Consider the following 21,015-nt stretch of genomic DNA (forward strand, 5'->3'; position numbering starts at 1 on the left):
GCCATGCGAAGAGCCCCGGCGGAGCGATCCGCCGGGGCTTTTTGTTTGGCCGGAAAAGACCCCCGGGGTTCCACGACCGGGGGCCTTCTCGTCGCTCGGGTCTTACTGCCCGATCTGCAGGGTTCCCGATCCGACGACGGAGCGAGAGACCGATCCCGTGGCCGAGGCGACGCGGACGCTGCCCGATCCGGCGATCGCCACGTCCAGGTCGCGCGTTGCGCCGCCGTAGCGAACATCGCCCGAGCCGCCGATGGCGACCGACAGCTTGTCCATTCGGCCTTGCCGCACATTCACACCGCCCGACCCGCCGATGGACAGTTCGCTGCGTCCGCCGGCGCTGGCCACCTCGACATTGCCCGATCCGCCGACAGCCGCCTTCAGGGCTCCGGTCGCTCCGGCAGAGATGGAGCCAGACCCGCCGACGCTGGCCTTCAGCGATCGAGACGTGCCCGCGCGGATCGCGCCTGATCCGCCAAGGCCCAGTTCCACATCGCCGTCCACATTGGCCACGTTCCAGTTGCCACAACCGCCGTTGTCCAACTCGACCGATCGCGCGCCGCGTCCGACCGAGCCGAAGACCGCGCCGCTGGCGCTGACATCCACCGCACGGGGCGTGCGCACGACGATCAAAGGCGCGTCTTCCAGGCGGATGCGGCCCAGGTCGCGCACCTCGACGGTCGCGCCCTGCCCCGGCTGGCCCGCATCGCTGCGGCCGGAGTTACAGCCGCGAATGGCGCTGTTGCCGCCCCACATGCCGTTGCGGCGCAGGCCGCCGTCGATCTTGACGTCATTGCCGTCGCGGCGAACCTGGATGGCCGGCAAGCGCGTCTGGCCTTGCGTGACCTCGACGCCGATATCCTGACGATCCTCGACGATGACCACCACGCGGGCGACGGCGTTGCGGATCTCGACCTCGGCGGCCGAAGCGGGCGCGGCGACGAACCCGGTCAGGGTGGCGACGGCGGCGGCGGCGATCAGTGCGGTTTTCATGAGCGGTGTTCCCTTCCCGAATGTGAGGAGAAGGTGCGCGCCGCCCGCGCCCAAGTCATTTTAACTCGAGGTCATGAACTCGAATTAACGCCCCGAGCTTATGACGTCGCGTTCAGCGCGCCCGCGCCGTCAGCCGCGCCGATCTCCGGCTCGAAGTCGCGCTCGAAGTTGGCGATCTTGCTTTTCATCGCGCCCGCCTTCTTCAGCACCAGCGACGCGGCCCAGCGCGCCGCCAGCTCCGGCGTGGTCATGCCGTCGGTGAAGCGCGGCCGCCCGCCTCGGCTGCGGATCACCGCATTGGTGAACAGCGCCCCGTTGCGGAACCGCGACGGCCAGGTCTGAAAATCCATCGACAGGCTGACGCAGAAGCGATCCAGATTCTCCACCCGGTGCGGCGCATAGAGCGGCCAGGTCAGGGCGCGACCTGGCTCCAGATCCATGACCTGCGCGTCTTGTTCGAACGCAAGCGTGTAAGGCAGTTCCTCGGTCGTCTGACGCGCGACCACCTGTTCCATGTTTCGCTCGGGCAGATGGCCCTCATCGCCGGGATAGACAAACAGCCTCTTGCGCCCACGCAGGTGAAACAGCACGACGCCCGCCGCGTCGAAATGATAGGGCACGCGCGCCTTGGGCGACGACAAGATCAGCTGCCCCGCGTTTCGCACGGCCCGCATTCCCGGATAGGTCGCCTGGATCGCGGCGAAGTCCTTCATGGCGGCCGCCCACAGCTCGGGCCAACCCGTTTCGACCCCACGCAGATTGACCCACAGCCGACCCTGTTTGATCGCCTCCAGCAGCTCCTCGCCCGACAGCCGCCCGCGCGCGCCGGTGCGCAAGGAAACCTGACCCTCGTCGTCATAGTCATACAGATTGATGTCGAACAGCTCGGCCGGATAGCGATCCAGCACGGCGGCCAGCGCCGCGTCCTCGGCGAACCCTTGCTCGATCAGGGTGTGGGCGTGGGTCTTGGCCTCGGCGATGGGGCCCGGATAGCGTGTGCGGCGTTGGGTCATGCCGATGTCCTCAAACGTGGGCGACGCGCGCCGGCGTCTTCTTCTTGGCGGCCGCCTTCTGGACAGCCGACCGTGCGGCGACCGCCGCGCCCCTCAGCCGCCCGACGGGCGTCGCCTCGCAGGCTTCGATCGTGGCCCAGCGCCGACGCAGGGACGCCCGCACCGCCTCGCCGCGCCCGCCCGCCCTGTTCAACGCCGCCACCGTGATGTCGCCCAACGCCTGGGTCACGCCAGGCTGCATCACCACGGCTTCGCGCACCGTCTGGCGCGCGTTGACGAAATACTTCTTGTAGGTCTCGCCCTCGAAGCCGAAGTCGAACACCCGGAAGCCCTCGGCCGCCGCCAGCCGCATTGTGTCCATGCTCAGCAGGATGCCCGGCGAACACCGCGCCAGCGTCGGCTCATAGGCCGGGAACCAGAAATGGTAATGCCGCCCGGCGTGCAGCGAGAACTCGATCGCCACCAGCTTGTCGCCCGCATGCATGGCCGCCATCGAGGCGCCGAAGTCTTCTCGCGGCTCGCTCATCAGCGCGTGGAGCAGATCCCGCGTCCAGCCGCAGGCGAAGATGTCATGCAGCCCCGAGCGCCGATACTGCGCCGCCTTCAGCGCGATCAGATGATCCAGCAGCACCGGATCTCTGAGACCCCGCTCCACCCGGATCGGCCCCAGTTCGGCCTCCAGGCTGCGGCGCGCCCGCTCCTTGTCCTTGAAGTACTTGGCGAAGGTCTTGCGACGCTCGGCGTACCAGTCATCGTAACCCGTCGCGGGCATCACCACCTGCACGGTCTCGCGCGCATGGCCGGTTTCGCCCGCGCCGATCCAGCCGGGTACGTTCAGCCGCTTGGCGTTCAACAGCCGCGCCACTTCCTCCAGCGTGATCGTTTCGCCCGCCGGGGCGATAACGCCATGATAGTCATTCATGGGCGCGCCAAGCGGCTGCACCGCTCCGCCGCGTCGCTGATGCGGGAAGAAGCCGACGATCTCGTCATCTCGCCGGAACACGGCGATTGCCGCGCCGGGGCAGACCCGCGAGGCGATCTCGGCATAGTCCCAGCGAAAATACGGGCTGGCCAGATCGGGATTGCCAGCCGTCCACGCACGCCACAGGGCGACGGCGCAGGCGTCCAACGCCGCCGCGTCCATGATCTCGACCTGCAGCATTCCGGCCATACGCATCCTCTCGGGCCCTTGCGCAGCAAGGTCCATTCCACGTCGCACACTACCCTATGCGCGTTTCATCAGGGTTCACCGGCATGGTGAACGCGCGTTGACGGAGCCGCGATCGCCCTGGCGCGTTTGAGTAACCCAAGGAGAAGACCATGACCGATCAACGACCTGACAGCAAAGCCGTCGAGAACGAAAACCTGCGGCCGGACGCTGACGGCCAGCCGCCGCGCCCCGCGACCGAGCCCAAGGGTTCGAAGGACTCGTCCAACTCCGGCGAAACCGAAACCGACCCCGCGACCGGCGAACCCAACTGAATCCCGACAGCCTGCACTCACCGTCTCGAAAGTCTCTCATGAACCGTCCCGCCTACCTCGCCGCACTCGCAGTTCTCGCTCTGGGCGCCTGTTCGCCGAACGAAGAGAACAAAGCCGCCCCAGCGGCCCAGACGGCCGAGGCCGCGCAAGTGGGCCAAACCGGCCCGCTCTCTCGAGACGCCATCGAAAACACCGCCTATGCGCCGCCGTCGGCCGCACAAGAGGGCCAGCCCGCCACCCCGAATGCCGCCCAGCAGCAGCCACAGCCCGCCCTGATCCGCGCCCAGATTCTTCTGGAGCGCGCCCGCTTCTCGCCCGGCGCGATCGACGGCCTGGCGGGGTCGAACATGCGCCAGGCCATCTCGGCGTTTCAGGAAGCGAACGGCATGACGGTGAACGGCGAGTTGAACGCCGACGTGATGGGAAGACTGCGCGCCGCCGCCGGACCGGGCGCGGCGACCACCACCTATACCATCACCCAGCAGGACATCGCCGGACCCTACCTCGGCGTCGTCCCCACGGAGCTGGAAGCTCAGGGTCAGGCGGCCCACATGGGCTACGCCAATATCGTCGAGGCCTTGGCCGAGCGCTTCCACGTCACCGAAGCCTTGCTGCGCGCCATGAACCCCGGCGCCGACTTCAATCGCGTGGGCCAAGGCCTGCTTGTCCCCGCCGTCAACACCGCGCCCCTGCCCGCCGACGTGGACCACATCGACGTCGACAAGAGCGAAGGTTCGGTCAAGGCGTTCGACGCCGACGGCAAGCTGATCGCCTACTTCCCGGCCACCATCGGCAGCGGCGACAATCCCACCCCAACCGGCACGGTCAAGGTCAATGGCGTGGCGCGGAACCCGGACTACACCTACGACCCGTCGAAACTCAGCTATGGCGACGGCAAGAAGAAGGTCGTCGTCAAACCCGGCCCGAACAATCCGGTGGGGGTCGTGTGGATCGATCTAAACAAGCCCAGCTACGGCATCCACGGCACGCCGGACCCGCATCTGGTCGGCAAGACGGCCTCGCACGGCTGCGTGCGCCTGACCAACTGGGATGCTTGGATGCTGGCCGACAAGGTCAAGCCGGGCGTCACCGTCCGCTTTATCTAGTGGACAGCGCCGAAAGGCGTCCCGTCCCAGAAGTCGCAGTGGTGGCGCTCGAAGAAGGCATCGTCCATGACATCGCCTTCCGGCTTGAACACCCGCACCGGCCCCGCACCCTCGACGCGGGGCCATTCGGCGGCGAAGGCCGAACGCCCGAACGTCGCCCACAGCTTTTGCATCCGCTCAGACAGCGCCTTCTGCTCAGGCGTGAACCGCTTGGGATCAGCAAACACCCAGCGCGTGCCGAACACATAGGCGAGTTCACTGGCGTGATAGGCGCCTAGATCCAGACCGACGATCCAGTCGGGCAGCACGAACGGCGCTTCGCGATCGGCGAACTCATACCCCCACACCGGCACATGCTGGGCCAATAGGCGTCGCAAAGCCTGTGACGGACAGGCGAACCTCTGGTCGGTAAAGTCGGCAGCGATGGCATAGGCGGGCCCATCCTCACCCACCGGATAACGCTCCAGCACCCGCTCGCCCTGGTCGCCGTACATCCAGATCGTCTCCTTTTGATAGCGATCCATGTCCTGCACCTCGTTGGCGAACAGCCGCCCCTCATCGAGGTTCGTCCCGACGAGGATGGGCACGCGCGTAAACCGCGCCTCGCGGATGGCGACCGCCGGGTTTTCCGGCACAGTGGCGTCCGTGTGCACCGGCCCCCATGATCCCGGCCCGTTGATGCCCGCTCTCAATGACGCCGCCCGCGACAGCCGCCAGGCCGGCAGCGCTTTCAGACAAGCGATCTGATCCTGGCCGGTGCAGCCCAGCCTTTCGGCGAAAATCGGCCCCGACTGGGCCGCGTCCTGCGCCCTGACCAGGGACGACGGCTCCAGGCACCCGCCGCTCTGCATGATGACCCGTTGATACAGGCCCTCCGATTGCGGCGACGCCATCAGGTAACAGGCCGTCCAGGCCCCAGCGCTCTCGGCGAACAGGGTGACGTCGCCCGGATCGCCGCCGAAGGCCGCAATGTTCCGATGCACCCACTTCAGCGCCGCCTGCTGATCCATCAGGCCGAAGTTGCCGCCGAAACCTTCGCCGGTCGCCTGAAACCCGGGATGCGCCAGCCAGCCCAGCGCGCCGAGCCGATAGTTCATCGTTACGACCACCCGCCCCTGCTCGCGCGCCAGTTTAGACGGATCGTAGTTGGCGCCCGCCCCCACGGTGAAGGCGCCCCCGGGAATATAGACCATCACCGGCCGCGCCTCGGCCGCGTCTCCATCCGGCGCATAGATGTTCAGATACAGACAGTCCTCTGAACCGACGACGATCCCGCCGCCGCCGCCCAGGATTGAGCGACGCCCGATCGCCTGGGTGCAATCCGCACCAATCCGCGTCGCATCCCGAACGCCCTGCCATGCCTGGACTGGCTGCGGCGCGCGCCAGCGCAGATCGCCGACCGGCGGCGCCGCGAACGGCACGCCTAGGTAAGCTCGCGTCCCCGCCCCCGCGACGCCGCGCACCATCCCGGCTTCGGTCGTCGCCAATATCGGCTCGGCGTCCTTGGCGAACCGCACCTGATCGACCTTGCCGGGATGAGTGGCGCAGGCCGACAGGGCGACAAGGCACGCAAGCAACGAGATCAGACGCATCGTGAACCTTGGCTGTTGGGCAGACGATCTCAACGCCTTAATGTCCGGCGCGTTGCGGGCGCCGCTGGCTCAGCCACAGCAAAACGGCCCCCGGATTGCTCCGGGGGCCGCTCTGTTACGCGACTTTGTCTTTCGGCCTATGCGCGCCTCGCGGAGGCGCGCGGCTTGAGGCCGTTTGGGTTAGGCGATGATCTTGGCCACGACGCCGGCGCCGACGGTGCGGCCGCCTTCACGGATGGCGAAGCGCAGGCCCTGGTCCATCGCGATCGGGGTGATCAGTTCGACGTTCAGCTCGGCGTTGTCGCCCGGCATGATCATCTCGACGCCTTCCTTCAGCTGAACGATGCCGGTCACGTCCGTCGTGCGGAAGTAGAACTGCGGGCGATAGTTCGTGAAGAACGGGGTGTGACGACCGCCTTCTTCCTTGGTCAGGATGTAGGCTTCGGCCAGGAACTTGGTGTGCGGGGTGATGGAGCCCGGCTTGCACAGCACCTGGCCGCGCTCGACGTCTTCACGCTTGGTGCCGCGCAGCAGCACGCCGACGTTGTCGCCCGCTTGACCTTGGTCCAGCAGCTTGCGGAACATTTCCACGCCCGTGCAGGTCGTCTTCTGGACCGGACGGATGCCGACGATCTCGACTTCCTCACCGACCTTGATGATGCCCTTCTCGACGCGGCCCGTGACCACGGTGCCGCGGCCCGAGATCGAGAACACGTCTTCGACCGGCATCAGGAACGGCAGGTCGACCGGACGCTCCGGCTGCGGGATGTAGGCGTCGACGGTTTCCATCAGGGCCAGAACGCGCTGTTCGCCGATTTCCGGGTTCACGCCGTCGGTCGCGGCCTTGGCCGAACCCTTGGTGATCGGAATGTCGTCGCCGGGGAACTGGTAGCTGCTCAGCAGCTCGCGCACTTCCATCTCGACCAGCTCGAGCAGCTCTTCGTCGTCGACCAGGTCGACCTTGTTCATGAAGACCACCAGGGCCGGCACGCCGACCTGACGCGCCAGCAGGATGTGCTCGCGGGTCTGCGGCATCGGGCCGTCAGCGGCCGACACCACCAGGATCGCGCCGTCCATCTGCGCGGCGCCGGTGATCATGTTCTTCACATAGTCGGCGTGGCCGGGGCAGTCGACGTGGGCGTAGTGACGGTTGGCCGTCTCATATTCCACGTGCGCGGTGTTGATCGTGATGCCGCGAGCCTTCTCTTCCGGCGCAGCGTCGATGTCGGCGTAGTTCATCGCCTTCGCGCCGCCGGCCTTCGCCAGCGTCATCGTGATCGCAGCCGTCAACGTCGTCTTGCCGTGGTCAACGTGACCAATCGTGCCGATGTTGCAGTGCGGCTTAGTCCGTTCGAACTTTTCCTTGGCCATTTTCTAGCTCCTAAGGTCCCCGAACCGGGGTTCCTGCAGTTTGGGGTTAAGGACGCCCGGTCCTTACGGTCCGGGCGCATATAGGCGGGCTTTCCGAAAAGGGAAAGCTTAGGCGTACTTCTTGATCACTTCGTCGGCGACGTGTTGCGGCACCGGCTCGTAGTGGTCGTATTGCATGGTGAACTGGGCGCGGCCCTGCGACATGCCGCGCAGCGTGTTCACATAGCCGAACATGTTGGCCAGCGGCACGAAGGCGTTCACGACGGTGGCGTTGCCGCGCATGTCCTGACCCTGGATCATGCCGCGACGGCCGTTCAGGTCGCCGATGACCGAGCCGAGGTATTCCTCGGGGGTCACGACTTCCACCGCCATGATCGGCTCGAGCAGCTTGGGCGAACCCTTTTCCTTCAGTTCGCGGAAGGCGGCGCGGGCCGCGATTTCGAACGCCAGCACGCTGGAGTCGACGTCGTGGAACTTGCCGTCCGTCAGGGTCGCCTTGAAGTCGATCAGCGGGAAGCCGGCCAGCAGGCCGTTGTCCTTGGCCGAGTTCAGGCCCTTTTCGACGCCGGGGATATATTCCTTCGGCACCGCGCCGCCCACGATCGAGTTCTCGAACACGAAGCCCGAGCCCGGCTCGCCGGGTTCGAAGGTGATCATGACGCGGGCGAATTGGCCCGTACCGCCGGTCTGCTTCTTGTGCGTGTAGTCGATGTCGACCTTGCGGCCCAGCGATTCACGATAGGCGACCTGCGGCGCGCCGATGTTGGCCTCGACCTTGTAGGTGCGCTTCAGGATGTCGATCTTGATGTCCAGGTGCAGCTCGCCCATGCCCTTCAGGATCGTCTGGCCCGACTCGTGGTCGGTCGAGACGGTGAAGGAGGGATCTTCCGAGGCCAGCTTGGCTAGGGCGACGCCTAGCTTCTCCTGATCACCCTTGGTCTTGGGCTCGACCGAGATTTCGATGACCGGCGCCGGAAACTCCATCTTCTCCAGGATGACGGGCGACTTGATCGGGTCGCACAGGGTGTCGCCCGTGCGGGTTTCCTTCAGGCCGGCCAGGGCGACGATGTCGCCGGCGTAGGCTTCCTTGACGTCTTCACGGTTGTTGGAGTGCATCTGCAGCATCCGGCCGACGCGCTCTTTCTTGTCACGGCTGGAGTTCAGCAGGCTCATGCCCGTTTCCATCTTGCCCGAGTACAGGCGGCAGAAGGTCAGCGAGCCGACGAAAGGGTCGTCCATGATCTTGAAGGCCAGGACCGACAGGGGCTCTTCATCCGAGGCCTTACGCACGACGGGCTCTTCGGTCTTGAAGTCGATGCCCGGGGTCGGCGGGATGTCCAGCGGCGACGGCAGATAGTCGACGACGGCGTCCAGCAGCGTCTGCACGCCCTTGTTCTTGAAGGCCGAGCCGCACAGGATCGGATAGAAGGCGCCGGTCAGAACGGCCTTACGGATGCACTTCTTGATGGTGGCTTCGTCGGGCTCGTTGCCTTCGAGGTAGGCTTCCATCGCCTCGTCGTCCAGCTCAACGGCGTTGTCGATCAGGTACTGACGCGCAGCGATCGCCTTGTCCATCAGGTCGTCGGGGATCGGCACATCCTTGTAGGAGGCGCCCAGGCCGTCGTTGTCCCAGACCACGCCGGTCATGCGGACCAGGTCGACCAGGCCCGACAGCGAGGATTCGGCGCCGATCGGGAACTGGATCGGCACGGCCTTGGCGCCCAGACGGTCGCGGATCGACTCGACCGAGGCGTCGAAGTCGGCGCCGATCTTGTCCATCTTGTTGACGAAGACGATGCGCGGAACCTTGTACTTGTCGGCCTGGCGCCAGACGGTTTCGGTCTGCGGCTCAACGCCGGCGTTGCCGTCCAGAACCGTCACGGCGCCGTCGAGGACGCGCAAGCTGCGTTCGACTTCGATGGTGAAGTCCACGTGGCCTGGGGTGTCGATGATGTTCAGGCGCTTGTTCTGCCAGAAGGCGGTCGTCGCGGCGGACGTGATGGTGATGCCGCGCTCCTGCTCCTGGTCCATCCAGTCCATGGTCGCAGCGCCGTCGTGGACTTCGCCGATCTTGTGGGATTTGCCGGTGTAATACAGGATCCGCTCGGTCGTCGTCGTCTTGCCCGCGTCGATGTGGGCCATGATGCCGAAGTTGCGGTAGTCCTGGAGCGCGTGCGTACGTGCCATGGAAACGTGCCTTGAAAGTTTTCAGGACGCAAAGGGCGCCCACGGAAGGATGTCGGTGTTCGGATAAGCGAGTGCGGGCGATTTAGCTCAAACCGCCCGCACCGGATAGCCTTAGATAGTCAGCGCAGATGACGCTTTGAAGGCGTTACCAGCGATAGTGGCTGAAGGCGCGGTTGGCTTCGGCCATCTTGTGGGTGTCTTCGCGCTTCTTGACCGCGGTGCCGCGGTTGTTCGAGGCGTCCAGCAGTTCGGCGGCCAGCTTTTCGGTCATGGTGTTCTCGCCACGCTTGCGCGCAGCGTTCACCAGCCAGCGGATGGCCAGGGCGCGACGACGGTCCGGACGGACTTCGACGGGCACCTGATAGGTGGCGCCGCCGACGCGACGCGAGCGCACTTCGACCGACGGAGAGACGTTTTCCAGAGCGGCGTGGAAGGTCGCGACCGGCTCCTGGTCCTTCTTCTTCTCGGCCAGGATATCGAAGGCGCCGTACACGATGTTCTCGGCGACGGCCTTCTTACCTTCGTACATGACGTAGTTCATGAACTTGGTGACGACCAGGTCCCCGAACTTGGGATCCGGCAGGACTTCACGTTTCTGGGCGCGGTGACGACGCGACATGGGGTATTCCTTGCAGTGCCCGACCAGCGCCGGGATGATCTCGAAAATGCCTCCGGGCGCGACGGCCCGGAGAAGAATGGCTTACTTCGGACGCTTGGCGCCGTAGTGCGAACGACGCTGCTTACGGTCCTTGACGCCTTGGGTATCCAGAACGCCGCGCAGGATGTGGTAGCGAACGCCGGGCAAGTCCTTCACGCGGCCGCCGCGGATCAGAACAACCGAGTGTTCTTGCAGGTTGTGGCCTTCGCCGGGGATGTAGCACACGGCTTCGTAGCCGTTCTTGGCCAGACGGACCTTGGCGACCTTACGCAGAGCCGAGTTCGGCTTCTTCGGGGTCGTGGTGTAAACGCGGGTGCAGACGCCGCGACGCTGGGGCGAGCCCTCCAGAGCCGGCACCTTGTTGCGGGTGGGCTTGGGCTTGCGCGGCTTGCGGATCAGCTGGTTGATCGTAGGCATTCGAAACTCGTCTCGACTTCTGATGGAGGCGTGTGTCTTTCGACCGAAGCGCCTCTCGCCTTCTTGTGAACGGGGGACCATCCCCTCGCCCGGGTGTCATCGAGACCGAGATGCGACAGGGACAAACAGAAAAACCGGAACGCGCGCTTTGGGCGTTCCGGCGGGCACAGCCCGTCCGTTCTATTGTCACGATCTCAGCGACCGGCGAACCGGCCACGCCTCGAAAGTGGGCGGCTTCTACGCGCGATGGGCGCGAAGGTCAAGGCGGCGCTAATCTTCTGAGCGGAAACCCGCGTCGCTTCTCTCGCCGTCGGTTCGCCCTCCGCCCGAAAGCGGCCATGCTTCTAGCACAGCTTGCATCGGATCAAGGGGGGCGACGCATTGGCGTTTGCACAGCTGACGCGACCAGAGCGGCGCCTGGACTGGCGAAAGGCGGGCTTGGCGACGGCGTCGGTGGCGATCAACACCGCGCTGATCGCCTTCCTGTCGTTCACGGCCCTGGGCATAGAGGGCGACGTCGTCGCGCCCGAACAACCGCCGATCTACGTCGACATTACGCCCCGCCCCCTGCTGCCCGACGAGCGGCCTAGAACGCCGGTCCAAGCGCCCGCAGTCGACGACATGGCGGCGTCCGCGCAGGACGCGCGCCCGACGGTTCAGACGCCCTCCCCGCGCCAGGCGACGCCGCCGGACAGTCGCCCTGCCCCGATCCGTCCGCGGATCGCCGCGCCGGCGCCGCAGGGCGCGCCCGCGCCGCCGGACGCCTGGACGGTCAATCCGAACGACCGCGCCGGCGCCATGTCGCGCGTTTTGCGTCAGGGCCTGATCGGCTGCACCACGCCGCAACAACTCAACGCGGCCGAGCGCGCCCATTGCCGCGAGGACGCCATGCGACGCGGCATGAACGCCGCTCCGATCACCGGCACGGGCAACCCCGAGCGTGACGCCGCCTTTGCGCGCGAAGGCGCGCGGCGTCTGGCTGAATGGGAGGCGCGCCGTCGTCCTCTGTCCGGCGGCGTCGGCGTGGTGGGTCCGGCGGACTGCGTCGGCTCGAACTTCGGCACGGGCTGCGCCGGCGCCCTATTGCCCGACGTTCCCGGCGTTGACATGCGTCAAGGCGCAGAGACGACAATCAATCGAGGCGAACGCCGCCGCCAGGGCTTCTCAGCCAGCATCGGCGGAGTACGACTCGGCGGTAAAGACTGACAATGAGGTCAGCGATGATCCAGGCAGTGGATGTCGTGCATAACCTCGCCAAGATGCATCGCGGCTATGGCTAGACCGACGTAACCCACACCGCACCAGAGGACGACATTAAGGACCATCACGACGGGCGAAGCCCGTTTCTTGGTCATGACGCATCCTCCCCTCTCACAATGAGAAGGAAAGCTCTCCCACAATCAAGGCGCGGTCAACGGCTCATAGAAAAAGGGCGGCGCCGTCGCCGGCGCCGCCCCTTCATGTCTTCGCTCTTGAAGCGGACGATCAGCTTTCGCTGCTCTCCAGCTCCAGTTGCAGATCGGCCGGCAGCGGCTCGATCGCCTCTTCCAGGGCCGAGGTCAGTTCTGCATCACGCTCGTTGGCGATCTTCTGCAGGCTGCGCAGGTAGGCGCCGGTGCCGGCCGGGATCAAGCGGCCGACGATGACGTTTTCCTTCAGGCCTTCCAGCATGTCCTTCTTGCCGTGGACCGAGGCGTCGGTGAGGACGCGGGTGGTCTCCTGGAAGGACGCCGCCGAGATGAAGCTGCGGGTTTGCAGCGACGCCTTGGTGATGCCCAGCAGGACGGGCTGGGTGGTGGCCAGACGGCCGCCACGCTTCTCGACCTTTGCGTTTTCCAGCACGGCTTCGGCGACTTCGACGGTGTCGCCGCGGATCAAGGTGGTTTCACCCGAATCCAGCACTTCCACCTTCTGCAGCATCTGACGCACGATGACTTCGATGTGCTTGTCGTTGATCGGCACGCCCTGCAGTCGATAGACCTCCTGCACTTCGTTCACCAGATACTCGGCCAGCGCCTCGACGCCCTGAATGCGCAGCAGATCGTGCGGATCCGGGTTGCCGTCGATGATGTAGTCGCCCTTCTGGATCAGATCGCCGTCGTGGACGGAGATGTGCTTGCCCTTCGGGATCAGGAACTCGACCGGTTCGCCCTGCACGCCGTCGGCGTTGGGCTCGGGCGTGATCTTGATACGACGCTTGTTCTTGTAGTCGCGGCCGAATTCGACGCGACCATCCATCTCGGCGATGACCGCGCAGTCCTTCGGACGGCGAGCTTCGAACAGTTCGGCAACGCGCGGCAGACCGCCGGTGATGTCGCGGGTCTTGGCGCCTTCGGTCGGAACGCGAGCGATGATTTCGCCCGGCTTGACCTCATCGCCGTTCGACACGGACAGAACCGCGCCCACGGGCAGCAGATAGCGGGCGTCCGAACCGGACGACAGCTTGGCGTAGGCGTCGCCCAGGGTGACGCCCATGGCCGGACGCAGGTCCGAGCCGCGCGGGCTGGCGCGCCAGTCGCTGACGACGCGCTGGGCGATGCCGGTCGCTTCGTCGGTTTCTTCCTTGACCGACAGGCCTTCGACCAGGTCCTCGAAGCGCACGACGCCGCCGACTTCCGTCAGGATCGGGGTGGTGTAGGGGTCCCACTCCGCCAGGCGCTGGTTCTTCTTGACCTCGTCGCCGTCCTTGACGCGGATGCGGGCGCCGTAAGGAGCCTTGTGCGTCTCGCGGTCCTTGCCGTCGACGACCACGGTCACGATGACGTTGCGGCTCATGGCCACCAGATCGCCGTGGGCCGCGACGACGGTCGGGCCGGTGACCTTGGCCGTACCAGCGTTGGTCGCCTCCATGAAGGAGGTTTCCGCCACCTGAGCCGTACCGCCGATGTGGAAGGTCCGCATCGTCAGCTGGGTGCCCGGCTCGCCGATCGACTGGGCGGCGATGACGCCGACCGCTTCGCCGATGTTGACGTTGGTGCCGCGCGCCAGGTCACGGCCGTAGCAGTGGGCGCAGATGCCGGCGTCCGCCTCGCAGGTCAGGGCCGAACGGACCTTGACCGACTGGACGCCCGCAGCCTCGACGGCCTCGGCGACTTCTTCCACCAGATAGGTGTCGGCGGGGAACAGGACGGTATCCGTGCCCGGCTCCTTGATGTCCTCGGCCGCATAGCGACCCAGGATGCGCTGACCCAGCGAGACCAGCACGTCGCCGCCTTCCATCACCGCACGCAGCGTGATGCCGCGCGTCGAGCCGCAATCCTGCTCGGTGACGATGGAGTCCTGCGCCACGTCCACCAGACGGCGGGTCAGGTAACCCGAGTTGGCGGTCTTCAGCGCGGTGTCGGCCAGACCCTTACGGGCGCCGTGGGTGGAGTTGAAGTATTCAAGGACGGTCAGGCCTTCCTTGAAGTTCGAGGTGATCGGCGTCTCGATGATCTCGCCGGACGGCTTGGCCATCAGGCCGCGCATGCCGCCCAGTTGCTTCATCTGCGCCTGCGAACCACGGGCGCCGGAGTTGGCCATCATGAAGACCGAGTTGATGTCGGGGTTTTCACCCTCGATCAGCACGCGCGGTTGCGCAATCTCGCCCATCATGGCGTCGGCGATCCGGTCCGTGGCCTTGGACCAGGCGTCGACCACCTTGTTGTATTTCTCGCCGCGCGTGATCAGGCCGTCGGCGTACTGTTGCTCGTACTCCTCGACCTGGGTGCGGGTCTCGGCGACCAGCTCGACCTTCTTGGCCGGGATCACGATGTCGTCCTTGCCGAACGAAATGCCGGCCTTGGCGGCTTCACGGAAGCCCAGGCCCATCATCTGGTCAGCGAAGATGACCGTCGCCTTCTGACCGCAGTGGCGATAGACCACGTCGATCAGATTGCCGATTTCCTTCTTGGTCAGGTTCTTCTCGAGCAGGCGATAGCCGACGTTCGGGTTACGCGGCAGCAGAGCCGCCAGCTTCATCCGGCCTGGCGTGGTGTCGATGACCTTGGTCACCTCCTTGCCTTCGGCGTCCTGTTCCGTCCAGCGCGCCTTGATGCGCGTGTGCAGGGTGACGACCTTGGCGTCCAACGCCGCATCGATCTCGCCGATGTTGGCGAACAGCTTGCCTTCGCCCGGCTCGCCGTCCTTGACCAGCGACAGATAGTACAGACCCAGAACGATGTCCTGCGACGGCACGATGATCGGCTTGCCGTTGGCGGGCGACAGGATGTTGTTGGTCGACATCATCAGGACGCGCGCTTCCAGCTGGGCCTCGAGGCTCAGCGGGACGTGAACGGCCATCTGGTCGCCGTCGAAGTCGGCGTTGAAGGCGGTGCAGACCAGCGGGTGCAGGCGGATGGCCTTGCCCTCGATCAGCTTGGGCTCGAACGCCTGGATGCCCAGGCGGTGAAGCGTCGGCGCGCGGTTCAGCAGAACCGGGTGCTCGCGGATGACCTCATCCAGGATGTCCCAGACGGCGGGCTGCTCGCGCTCGACCATGCGCTTGGATTGCTTGACGGTGCCCGACAGGCCCTTGGCGTCCAGGCGCGCATAGATGAACGGCTTGAACAGCTCCAGCGCCATCTTCTTGGGCAGGCCGCACTCGTGCAGCTTCAGTTCCGGACCCACGGTGATGACCGAACGACCCGAATAGTCGACGCGCTTGCCCAGCAGGTTTTGACGGAAGCGACCCTGCTTGCCCTTCAGCATGTCGGCCAGCGACTTCAGCGGACGCTTGTTGGCGCCCGTGATCACGCGACCTCGACGGCCGTTGTCGAACAGGGCGTCGACAGACTCCTGCAGCATCCGCTTTTCGTTACGGATGATGATGTCCGGCGCGCGCAGCTCCATCAGGCGCTTCAGGCGATTGTTGCGGTTGATGACGCGGCGATACAGGTCGTTCAGGTCGGAGGTCGCGAAACGACCGCCGTCCAGCGGCACCAGCGGACGCAGTTCCGGCGGGATGACCGGCACGATCGTCAGGATCATCCACTCGGGCTTGTTGCCCGATTCCAGGAAGGCTTCGATCAGCTTCAGGCGCTTGGACGCCTTCTTGGCCTTCATTTCCGAGGGATTGTCGGCCAGCTCTGCGCGGTGCTTTTCGGCTTCCGCGTTCAGGTCGATGCCCATCAGCAGGTTGCGGACGGCCTCGGCGCCGATTTCGGCGGTAAAGCCGTCATCGCCGAACTCTTCCTGATAGCGATAGAACTCGTCTTCCGTCAGCAGTTGGTTCTGCTTCAGCGGGGTCAGGCCCGGCTCTGTGACGATGTAGTTTTCGAAGTACAGGACGCGCTCGACGTCCTTCAGCGCCATGTCCAGCATCAGCGAGATGCGGCTGGGCAGCGACTTCAGGAACCAGATGTGGGCGACCGGCGCAGCCAGGTCGATGTGACCCATGCGCTCGCGGCGAACGCGGGCCAGGGTGACTTCGACGCCGCACTTCTCGCAGATGATGCCCTTGTACTTCATGCGCTTGTACTTGCCGCACAGGCATTCGTAATCCTTGGTCGGGCCAAAGATACGCGCGCAGAACAGGCCGTCACGCTCGGGCTTGAACGTACGGTAGTTGATGGTTTCCGGCTTCTTGATCTCGCCGAACGACCACGAACGGATCTTCTCGGGCGAGGCCAGGGCGATCTTGATCTGGTCGAAGGTCGGGGTGACCGGGACCGGGTTGAAGATGTTCAGGACTTCCTGGTTCATCTTGATTCCTTCTGCGGGGCTGACCCGCGAAAATTATTCAGAACGGAGAAAAGCGGAGGGATCGCCCTCCCCCGCCGTGGCGAGAGAGGGCTCGTGATCCGAATCAGCTGTTCCCCAGCTCCACGTTCAGACCCAGCGAACGCATTTCCTTGATGAGCACGTTGAAGCTCTCGGGAATGCCGGCCTCGAAGCTGTCGTCGCCACGGACGATGGCCTCGTAGACCTTGGTCCGGCCGGCCACGTCGTCGGACTTCACCGTCAGCATCTCCTGCAGGGTGTAGGCGGCGCCGTAAGCTTCCAGAGCCCAGACCTCCATTTCCCCGAAGCGCTGACCGCCGAACTGCGCCTTGCCGCCCAGCGGCTGCTGGGTGACCAGCGAGTACGGGCCGATGGAGCGGGCGTGGATCTTGTCGTCGACCAAGTGGTGCAGCTTCAGCATGTAGATGTAGCCGACCGTGACCGGACGCTTGAACTGCTCGCCGGTCTGACCGTCGTACAGGATCGACTGGGCCGACTTGTTCAGCCCCGCCTCTTCCAGCAGACGCTCGATGTCGCCGATGTGCGCGCCGTCGAAGACCGGGGTCGCGAAGGGGACGCCCTTGGACAGGTTCTTCGCCAGTTCGACCAGTTCTTCCTCATCTTCCGGCAGCGGGGTTTCCGGGCCGTAGATTTCGGTCAAACGCTCGATCAGAGCCTGCTTCTGACCACCCCCTTGCCAGGCTTCCAGCAGACCGGAGATCTGCTTGCCCAGACCGGCGGCGGCCCAACCCAGGTGGGTTTCGAAGATCTGGCCGATGTTCATGCGCGAAGGCACGCCCAGCGGGTTCAGAACGACGTCGACGTGGGTGCCGTCTTCAAGGTGCGGCATGTCCTCGATCGGCAGGATCTTGGAGATGACGCCCTTGTTGCCGTGACGGCCGGCCATCTTGTCGCCGGGCTGAAGCTTGCGCTTCACGGCCACGAAGACCTTGACCATCTTCATCACGCCGGGGGGCAGTTCGTCGCCGCGCTGCAGCTTCTCGACCTTGTCTTCGAAACGACGGTCCAGTTGCTTGCGAGCGTCCTCGAACTGGCGCTTCATCGCTTCCAGCTCGCCCATGGCCTTTTCGTCGTCCAGGGCGATCTGCCACCACAGACCACGGCTGACCTCGGCCAGCTTCTCGTCGGTCAGTTCGCCACGGCCGATGCCCTTGGGCCCCGACACGGCGTTCTTGCCCACGATCAGCGGCTTCAGGCGGCCATAGACGTTGCGCTCGAGGATCTTGAGCTCGTCGTCGCGGTCCTTGCCCAGACGTTCAATCTCGGCGCGTTCGATCGCCATGGCGCGCTCGTCCTTGTCGACGCCGTGACGGTTGAAGACGCGAACATCGACGATCGTGCCGGCGACGCCGGGCGGCAGGCGCAGGGAGGTATCGCGCACGTCCGAAGCCTTCTCGCCGAAGATGGCGCGCAGCAGCTTCTCTTCCGGCGTCATGGGCGACTCACCCTTCGGCGTCACCTTGCCGACCAGGATGTCGCCCGGCTGAACCTCGGCGCCGATGGCCACGATGCCCGCTTCGTCGAGGTTGCGCAGGGCTTCTTCGCCGACGTTGGGGATGTCGCGCGTGATTTCCTCAGGGCCAAGCTTCGTATCGCGGGCGGCGACTTCAAACTCTTCCAGGTGGATCGAGGTAAAGACGTCGTCGCGCACGATGCGCTCGGAAATCAGGATGGAGTCTTCGAAGTTGTAGCCGTTCCAGGGCATGAAGGCGACCAGGGCGTTGCGGCCCAGGGCCAGTTCGCCCAGGTCCGTCGACGGACCGTCGGCGATGACGTCGCCGCCCTTCACCTGATCGCCCACGCGCACGATCGGGCGCTGGTTGATGCAGGTCGACTGGTTCGAACGCTGGAACTTCGAAAGGCGGTAGATGTCGACGCCCGAGCGGGCGGCGTCCACGTCGCCGGTGGCGCGCACGACGATCCGGGTGCCGTCGATCTGTTCGACGACGCCGTCACGACGGGCGACCACGACGGCGCCGGAGTCCACGGCCACGACCGCTTCCATGCCGGTGCCGACCAGCGGCGCGTCCGACTGCACCAGAGGCACGGCCTGGCGTTGCATGTTGGCGCCCATCAGTGCGCGGTTGGCGTCGTCGTTTTCCAGGAACGGGATCAGGGCCGCAGCGACCGAAACGACCTGTTTCGGCGACACGTCCATCATGTCCACGGCGTCCTTGTTCAGGAGCTGGGATTCACCGTTGATCCGGCCAGGGACCAGGTCCTCAACGATCTGGCCGTTCTTCAGTTCGATGTTGGCCTGAGCGATCGTGTACTTCGACTCTTCCATGGCCGAGATGTAGACCACCTCGCCCTGGGCCTGACCGTCCTTCACGCGGCGGTACGGGCTCTCGATGAAGCCGTACTTGTTGACGCGCGCGTGGGTGGCCAGCGAGTTGATCAGGCCGATGTTCGGGCCTTCCGGCGTTTCGATCGGGCAGATGCGGCCGTAGTGGGTCGGGTGCACGTCGCGGACTTCGAAGCCCGCGCGCTCACGCGTCAGACCGCCCGGGCCAAGCGCCGACAGACGACGCTTGTGGGTGATTTCCGACAGCGGGTTCGTCTGGTCCATGAACTGCGACAGCTGCGACGAACCGAAGAACTCGCGAACCGCGGCGGCGGCCGGCTTGGCGTTGATCAGGTCGTGCGGCATGACCGTGTCGATATCGACCGAGGACATGCGCTCCTTGATGGCGCGCTCCATCCGCAGCAGACCGACGCGGTACTGGTTTTCCAGCAGCTCGCCGACCGAACGGACCCGGCGATTGCCCAGGTTGTCGATGTCGTCGATCTCGCCGCGGCCGTCCTTCAGGCCGACCAGGATCTGCAGCACCTTCAGCACGTCTTCCTTGCGCAGAACGCGGATCTCGTCGGAGACCTCGGGGCTTTCCAGACGCATGTTCATCTTGACCCGGCCGACGGCCGACAGGTCGTAGCGTTCGCTGTCGAAGAACAGCGAGTTGAACATGGCCTCGGCGGCTTCCGGGGTGGGCGGCTCGCCCGGACGCATCACGCGATAGACGTCGAACAGGGCGTCCTCGCGGTTGTCGTTCTTGTCCACGCGCAGGGTGTTGCGCATGTAGGCGCCGACCGTGACGTGGTCGATGTCCAGCACTTCGATGGTGGTGAAGCCGTTTTGCTCCAGCACTTCGATGGTCGGGGCGTCCAGTTCGTCGCCGGCCTCGGCGAAGATTTCGCCGGTCTCGAAGTTGACGGCGTCATTGGCCAAGTACTTGGTGACCAGGGCGTCGGCGGCCAGCGACAGCGAGGTCGTCGTCTCGCCCAGCTTCTTGGCTGCGCGGGCGCTGATCTTCTGACCGGCCTGGGCGACCACTTCGCCGGTGTCGGCGTCGATCAGGTCGAACTCCGGCTTAACCCCGCGCCAGCGCTCGGCCTTGTAAGGCGTGACCCAGCCTTCGCCGCGCTTCTCGTAAGGCACGGTCTCGTAGAAGGTCTTCAGGATTTCTTCGCCGTCCATGCCCAGACCCATCAGGAAGGTCGTGGCGGGCAGCTTGCGGCGGCGGTCGATGCGGACATAGACCACGTCCTTGGCGTCGAACTCGAAGTCGAGCCACGAGCCGCGGTACGGGATCACGCGGGCGGCGAACAACAGCTTGCCCGACGAGTGCGTCTTACCCTTGTCGTGGTCGAAGAAGACGCCCGGCGAACGGTGCATCTGCGAGACGATCACGCGCTCGGTGCCGTTGACGATGAAGGTGCCCTTGTCCGTCATGAGCGGGATGTCGCCCATGTAGACGTCCTGCTCCTTGATGTCCTTGACCGAACGGGCTCCCGTTTCCTCGTCGGTTTCGAACACGATCAGGCGCAGCTTGACCTTCAGCGGCGCGGCATAGGTCATGTCGCGCTGAATGCACTCCTCGACGTCGTACTTCGGCTCTTCGAACTCGTACGAGACGTATTCCAGGATGGCGCGCTCGTTGAAGTCCTTGATCGGGAACACCGACTTGAAGACCGCCTCGATGCCTTGCTCCTTGCGGACGCCCGGACGGACCTCGCGCTGCAGGAACTGTTCGTAGGAAGCGCGCTGAACCTCGATCAGGTTCGGCATCGCGATCGCTTCGGGGATACGCCCGAAGGATTTGCGGATGCGCTTCTTGCCGGTGAACGAGGTGGCGGAAGCGATCTGACCGTTGATGGCGAGATCGTGGGCGACGTCAGTCATTCAGTGTTTCCCATGGCGCACGCCCCGGGGAAGACGTGCGTGAAATGCAGCAGCCACGGCGCGCGTTTCCGCGTCCGCAGCCAGGGTTTCGGCATCCACCCTCGGCCCGCTGCCGGGCCAGGACGCCTGAAATGGACCGGCTCCCTGGGAAGGAGCCGCGCCTTCGCTCGGTCGGAGGGCGACGGACCGGGCCTCGGCGCTTGCGCGCAGACTCATATGGAGTGTTGCGGAGCGCGCACATATACGCGCATTCGCGACGAAATAAAGGCCCCAGGGAACCTTTTCGACAGAGCCGAGC

At 65.3% G+C, this 21,015-nt stretch carries 13 protein-coding genes; 3 read left to right on the forward strand and 10 right to left on the reverse strand.

The features are described 5' to 3' along the window. Positions 1-102: 102 nt before the first annotated feature. The 3 genes from LG306_RS12450 to LG306_RS12460 form a co-directional block, all read right to left on the reverse strand. Positions 103-990, reverse strand: coding sequence for a GIN domain-containing protein (locus LG306_RS12450; RefSeq protein ID WP_404414951.1), 888 nt, complete (start codon positions 988-990; stop codon positions 103-105). 98 nt (positions 991-1,088) lie between these two features. Beyond that, on the reverse strand, positions 1,089-2,003 hold the full coding sequence (locus tag LG306_RS12455) for a transcriptional regulator (protein ID WP_404414954.1): 915 nt from the start codon (positions 2,001-2,003) through the stop codon (positions 1,089-1,091). Positions 2,004-2,013: 10 nt separating this feature from the next. After that, positions 2,014-3,180, reverse strand: coding sequence for a GNAT family N-acetyltransferase (locus LG306_RS12460; protein ID WP_404414957.1), 1,167 nt, complete (start codon positions 3,178-3,180; stop codon positions 2,014-2,016). Between the two features lie 143 nt (positions 3,181-3,323). Here LG306_RS12460 and LG306_RS12465 point away from each other — a divergent pair, with 143 nt between their 5' ends. After that, positions 3,324-3,485, forward strand: coding sequence for a hypothetical protein (locus tag LG306_RS12465; protein WP_165117191.1), 162 nt, complete (start codon positions 3,324-3,326; stop codon positions 3,483-3,485). Between the two features lie 38 nt (positions 3,486-3,523). Further along, on the forward strand, positions 3,524-4,591 hold the full coding sequence (locus LG306_RS12470) for a L,D-transpeptidase (protein ID WP_404414961.1): 1,068 nt from the start codon (positions 3,524-3,526) through the stop codon (positions 4,589-4,591). On the opposite strand, the gene LG306_RS12475 is transcribed toward LG306_RS12470, so the two are convergent. The 5 genes from LG306_RS12475 to rpsL form a co-directional block, all read right to left on the reverse strand. After that, on the reverse strand, positions 4,588-6,183 hold the full coding sequence (locus tag LG306_RS12475; protein WP_404414964.1) for a carboxylesterase/lipase family protein: 1,596 nt from the start codon (positions 6,181-6,183) through the stop codon (positions 4,588-4,590). The two genes, LG306_RS12470 and LG306_RS12475, sit on opposite strands and share 4 nt — an antisense overlap. Positions 6,184-6,363: 180 nt before the next feature. After that, positions 6,364-7,554 (reverse strand): elongation factor Tu, encoded by a 1,191-nt coding sequence (gene tuf, locus LG306_RS12480; protein WP_017506879.1) that lies wholly within the window; start codon positions 7,552-7,554, stop codon positions 6,364-6,366. A 108-nt stretch (positions 7,555-7,662) separates the two neighbouring features. Further along, complete coding sequence (gene fusA / locus LG306_RS12485; RefSeq protein WP_017506743.1) at positions 7,663-9,741, reverse strand: elongation factor G; 2,079 nt, start codon at positions 9,739-9,741, stop codon at positions 7,663-7,665. 145 nt (positions 9,742-9,886) lie between these two features. After that, positions 9,887-10,360, reverse strand: coding sequence for a 30S ribosomal protein S7 (rpsG, locus tag LG306_RS12490; protein WP_017506744.1), 474 nt, complete (start codon positions 10,358-10,360; stop codon positions 9,887-9,889). Between the two features lie 81 nt (positions 10,361-10,441). Continuing rightward, a complete protein-coding gene (gene rpsL / locus LG306_RS12495; protein WP_008260482.1) occupies positions 10,442-10,816 on the reverse strand; it encodes a 30S ribosomal protein S12 in 375 nt (124 codons plus the stop codon). Positions 10,817-11,197: 381 nt separating this feature from the next. Between rpsL and LG306_RS12500 the strand changes: the two genes are divergently transcribed. Beyond that, the gene (locus tag LG306_RS12500) at positions 11,198-12,022 is read left to right on the forward strand and encodes a hypothetical protein (RefSeq protein ID WP_404414968.1); all 825 of its coding nucleotides are present in this window, start codon (positions 11,198-11,200) and stop codon (positions 12,020-12,022) included. A 279-nt stretch (positions 12,023-12,301) separates the two neighbouring features. Here LG306_RS12500 and rpoC read toward each other — a convergent pair whose 3' ends face one another. Then, positions 12,302-16,498 carry a DNA-directed RNA polymerase subunit beta' gene (gene rpoC, locus LG306_RS12505; protein WP_404414971.1) on the reverse strand — a complete coding sequence of 1,399 codons (4,197 nt, stop codon included), beginning with the start codon at positions 16,496-16,498 and terminating at the stop codon, positions 12,302-12,304. 103 nt (positions 16,499-16,601) lie between these two features. After that, on the reverse strand, positions 16,602-20,717 hold the full coding sequence (gene rpoB, locus LG306_RS12510) for a DNA-directed RNA polymerase subunit beta (protein WP_404414974.1): 4,116 nt from the start codon (positions 20,715-20,717) through the stop codon (positions 16,602-16,604). Positions 20,718-21,015: the final 298 nt, after the last annotated feature.

Source organism: Brevundimonas vesicularis (assembly GCF_044807075.1).
Classification (GTDB): domain Bacteria; phylum Pseudomonadota; class Alphaproteobacteria; order Caulobacterales; family Caulobacteraceae; genus Brevundimonas; species Brevundimonas vesicularis_G.